The sequence below is a fragment of the Desulfobulbaceae bacterium genome, assembly GCA_015231515.1.
In the GTDB taxonomy this organism is placed as follows: Bacteria; Desulfobacterota; Desulfobulbia; order Desulfobulbales; family VMSU01; genus JADGBM01.
This window is the reverse complement of record JADGBM010000020.1, coordinates 31580-36417: the sequence shown is the minus strand read 5'-3', so window position 1 is coordinate 36417 and position 4838 is coordinate 31580. Positions and strand designations below refer to the sequence as shown.

The 4838-nt window shown below is 45.3% G+C and carries 5 protein-coding genes; all 5 read left to right on the top strand.

The features are described from left to right. Positions 1–712: ATPase (locus HQK80_05395; protein MBF0221651.1), on the top strand; the 712-nt coding region annotated here is incomplete at its 5' end. A gap of 201 nt (positions 713–913) precedes the next feature. Beyond that, the gene (locus tag HQK80_05390) at positions 914–2329 is read left to right on the top strand and encodes a cbb3-type cytochrome c oxidase subunit I (protein ID MBF0221650.1); all 1416 of its coding nucleotides are present in this window, start codon (positions 914–916) and stop codon (positions 2327–2329) included. Position 2330: 1 nt separating this feature from the next. Then, positions 2331–3239, top strand: a complete 909-nt coding sequence (locus HQK80_05385) for a cbb3-type cytochrome c oxidase subunit II (protein MBF0221649.1) — start codon at positions 2331–2333, stop codon at positions 3237–3239. A 75-nt stretch (positions 3240–3314) separates the two neighbouring features. After that, on the top strand, positions 3315–3506 hold the full coding sequence (locus HQK80_05380) for a hypothetical protein (protein ID MBF0221648.1): 192 nt from the start codon (positions 3315–3317) through the stop codon (positions 3504–3506). Between the two features lie 88 nt (positions 3507–3594). Next, positions 3595–4776 carry a 4Fe-4S binding protein gene (locus tag HQK80_05375; protein MBF0221647.1) on the top strand — a complete coding sequence of 394 codons (1182 nt, stop codon included), beginning with the start codon at positions 3595–3597 and terminating at the stop codon, positions 4774–4776. Positions 4777–4838 lie beyond the last annotated feature (62 nt).

The window sequence follows — 4838 nt, the reverse complement described above, 5'->3', positions numbered from 1 at the left end:
CCAGTTCAATGGCCCTGAAGAGATCAATTCGGCAATTGAGCCCATACGTGCCTCAGTTGCCAAAGGAAAAGTTCCAATAGTTTTCTGGGATGAGTTCGATTGCCGATATGATAACCATGAGTTTGGCTACCTCCGTTATTTCCTGCCCTCAATGCAGGATGGGGTTACCTATGTCCATGGCACACCTTATAATATCGGCCGTTCCATCTTTGCCTTTGCCGGAGGAGTAAAGCCAGACTGGGCGAGCATGGAAGATTTAATCAACCCCGAGAACCCCAAGACATTGCAACTTGCCAAAACACTCAAAATTCCCGACTTTATGAGTCGCCTGCGTGTGGTAATTGATATCGACGGCATTGAAATTGACGATTCACTCTTATCGACCAATAACAACAAAGAACAACTGGACGATCTGCACCGTATTTTAATGAAAAGAGCCTTCATCATCGCTCATCAGATGGATACCCACTGGAAAAAGGCAGCACGCAAAACTTCCGGTCTGCTTCTGCGCCTGCTCATTGCCAAATATAAGTTCGGTGCCCGCTCCATTGAAGCCGTTATTGAGGCCAGTGGCGCAGAAGACCGTTTAGTATACGGGTTGCCAGAACTCATTTCACCTTCTGCAGCAAGAATTCATGCGGAGTGGCGGGTAGGTATTGAACGTGAAGTTGACCAGATTCGAAAAACTCAGGGTGTTCGAGCTGTCTGGTAGAGATCTACAAGAGTCTGACCAGAAAACAAATCTAATTAATCGTGGTTTGCCACTTGAAATATATTCAATAATTTTAATAAGATAATTAAAAACGGACAACCGCTTACTTTTTGACAGTAGTCATTAGTTTGTTCAGCATTCCAGCTGGACGCATTTTTAATATATTCGGGGTATATTTCTAATTTTTTAAAGGGAGGTATTATGTCAACAGCAACAGAAGCATATACCTATGACGCTGTGAAAGGGTTCACCTTTTCATCGATGTTATGGGGAGCCGTAACTGTGTTAGTGGGTATTCTCATATCTGCGCAACTGGTTTACCCGGAGCTTAATTTTGCTCCGTGGCTAACCTATGGACGCCTGCGTCCTCTCCATACTAACGCGGGTGCTATTGGATTCGGAATTGGCGCAATCTTTGGTGTCTCCTTTTACATCACCCAGCGATTAACAGGCACAAAACTTGTCTTTCCCAAGCTCGCACGTGTGCAGCTCTGGCTGTTCAACATTGCGGTTGTTTTAGCGGCCTTAAGCCTCTTAGGCGGTATGAACACCACCAAAGAATACGCCGAGTTAGAATGGCCACTTGATATTGTCGTGGTCATCCTATGGGTTATGTTTGCCATAAATATTTTAGGGACAATTTACAAGCGTAAACACCTCCAGATGTACATCTCCCTCTGGTACATCATTGCCACAGTGGTGGCAGTTGCTATTCTCTATATTGTCAACAATCTTGCCATTCCGGTAAGTTTGACAAAATCATACTCCGTTTTCAGCGGCGTCAATGACGCTAATGTCCAATGGTGGTACGGCCACAATGCGGTTGGCTTTATTTTTACGACACCCATCTTGGCAATGTTTTATTATTTTTTCCCAAAGTCAGTCAACCTGCCAATATTCAGCCATCGCTTGTCAATTGTGGCTTTCTGGAGTCTAGTTTTCGCCTATTTATGGACGGGGGCCCATCATCTTGTTTACACTCCGACACCTGACTGGATTCAGACTCTGGCCATCGCCTTTACCATTTTCCTGATCGCACCATCATGGGGCTCTGTAGTAAATGGCTATTACACCATGGGCGGCAATTGGGACATGATGAAAGAGAAGGATAATTATCTGATCAAGTTTTTCATCACGGGCATCACTTTCTACGGCTTGCAGACAGTTCAGGGGCCATCGCAGGGTCTACGAACCGTGTCGGCCCTAATGCATTATACCGATTATGTGCCTGGCCATGTGCACATGGGCACCATGGGCTGGGTTACCATGACCATTTCTGCCTCAATTTACTATATGATCCCCCATATATACAAAACGAAGATTTTCAGTATAAAACTTGCCAATCTCCATTTCTACCTGGTTTTTGTTGGACAGATTATGTTTTCAATTACCATGTGGATTACAGGCCTCCAGCAAGGTGCCATGTGGCGCAAAACCGACCCTGACGGATCGTTGACCTACAGTTTTATTGAAACAAATCTTGCAAATATTCATTATTGGAATCTTCGAACCTTTGCCGGCATAATTTTTCTGGCAGGCTTCCTGGTGTTCGTCTACAACATTGCAATGACTGTGAAAACTGCAAAAATTGGCAATTTACAAGGGGAGGTGGCCTAAGATGAGTATCTACAATAAACCTATCTCCTTTACTTTACTCGCTGCCGGAACAATACTGGTTGGCACCATCGCGATGGTCGTCGTTCCCATGTTTATGCCATCAACTCAACCCCACAGTGATCTACAAAAAGCATACAGCCCAATCGAACTAGCCGGCCGCGATGTCTACCAGGCTGAAGGCTGTAACAATTGTCATACCCAGACCATCAGACCCTTGAAAGCTGAAGTTGCCCGCTATGGACCATACTCAAAGGCCTGGGAGTTTGAATACGACAGACCGTTTCTCTGGGGTTCTAAACGTACTGGGCCAGATCTTGCCCGAATCGGTGGCAAATATTCAGACAAATGGCATTACAGACATTTTGAAGATGCCCGGAAAGTTGTAGCTGGTTCCAATATGCCTGACTACGGTTTTCTGGCTAACAACATGCTTGACCCTGACACAGTTGAAAGTCATATAAAGGGAATTGGCTTTCCGTATACCTCTGATGATATAAAAGCAGTTGTCGGCAAAACCGAACTGGATGCCTTAGTTGCCTATATGCAAATGCTTGGAATGGCCATCCCACGTACACCGACTTCCCAGATGGTTGCTGAGGGAGACAAAAACCCAAACACAGGTAGCGATGCAATTGCTGCTGGCCAAAAGACCTTTGATCTGTATTGTGTTGGCTGCCATAGCTTAGACATGTCGGCTGACTTTGATCCCGACCTTGTCGATGTGGTCTGGATTGGCTACTCTGAAGACTTTGAAGACTGGGAGCTCTTTCAGGTGGTTGCCAGAGGTACGAGAGAAGGATACGAACGGCGCGCAGAAGGAGGAATGCCTCCTTTTGGCGAGATGTTAGGCAAAGACAAAATATGGAACCTCGTTGCCTATATTCGAGCGCAGGTGTCATCAAAAAAATAGTGACTTCGCCCCGGAACCTGGCTCAGCCGTCAATGGCAGTCAGATCCTATATTCTTGCAGGACAAGGAGTGTATTATGGCTAAATTAGATAAGGCTAAAATCGAGTATGAAACCCATGAAGATCATGATGGGATAGGTGAAGGCAAAGCAGACATCCCAGGCGGCTGGAAGCTCTACTTTTATGGAACTATCGCCTGGATGGTATACTATGTTTATGCGTACACACCACTATTTACCGGCTGGACCCAGTCGCAAGGATTAAAATAGGGATCTTGATACATCTATCTCTTGGCAGCACTTTGCGTAGTGCTTTAGCGGGTTACTAATGGGTACCATCCAAAAATACAGGAGGAGAGTGGTCTGGGCTTTGGCTCTCACCTATCTCCTCCTGCCATTTTTACAGGTTGGCGGCGAGAGCGCCTTTCGGTTTGATGTACCAACATTGAGACTCCATTTTTTTGAGACGGCCCTTTGGGTTCAAGAATTTTATGTGGTAATGCTGGCCTCGCTTTTTTCTGTTCTGTTTTTTTTCCTCATAACCCTGGTTTTTGGCCGGATCTGGTGCGGATGGCTCTGCCCCCAGACCATTATCAGTGATTTAACTGATCCTATTGTTCGGTTCAGCAAACACAGCTTCCTGGCCAAGGCTGCTGCGCATCTTATTCTAGCTTTTTGGGCCTTATCTGTCGGCTTTAGCACAGTTTGTTATTTTGTCTCTCCCTATGAAGCTATTCCGGAGATACTGGCATTGAAACTCGGTCCAGTGGCCACCGGCAGCATAGTGGTTATTGCCCTGCTCACCTATTTCAATCTTGTTTTTTTGCGCCGAACCTTTTGTGCAACTATATGTCCATACGCCAAGTTCCAAGGCGCAATAACAGATAACAAAACCCTTAAAATCTGCCTGGATGAAGGGCGTAAGGACGAATGTATCCACTGCAGGCAATGTTTGAAAGTTTGCCCAACCGGGCTCGATATCAGAGAAGGAATGCAGATGAGCTGTATTATGTGTGCCGCCTGTGTAGATGCCTGCTCTGCGGTAATGAGCAAAAACAACAAGAAAGGCCTTATTACTTATAAATTTGGCGCACTCGACACATTTGGTTTTGCAGAGATACTCAGACCCGGAGTACTGGCGCTGTTTTTGTTGATAGCAGTGACGTTTGGTTTGTTTTCGCACCAGGCATTTTTCCGCACGGCTTTTGACTTTAACATCCTGCCCCACTCCTTAACACCACGCTATACAAAGGCTGGGGAAACTCTTAATGCCTACGTACTCTCCATTAAGAATATGGACAAGAAGGAGATAGCCCTCAGCCTTACAGTTTCAGATGTTCCAGATGGGTCTGAACTCAAGCTCTCAATTACCGAGCCGCTGCTAATTCCAGCCGGTATTGCCGGAAAGTTCCCTCTGTTCATTCGAACAAAAGAGAAAATCGAAGGCGACAGCAAAATAACTCTCAGATTAGAGAGTATTGAAAATCCGAAACAAGTTGCTGAGAAATCAGCATATTTTATAATTCCACAAACTAAATGACCAAAGAAAACGCATTATGAAAAACACCTTAATCGCTACCTATTCTCTTTTTATTCTCTTTC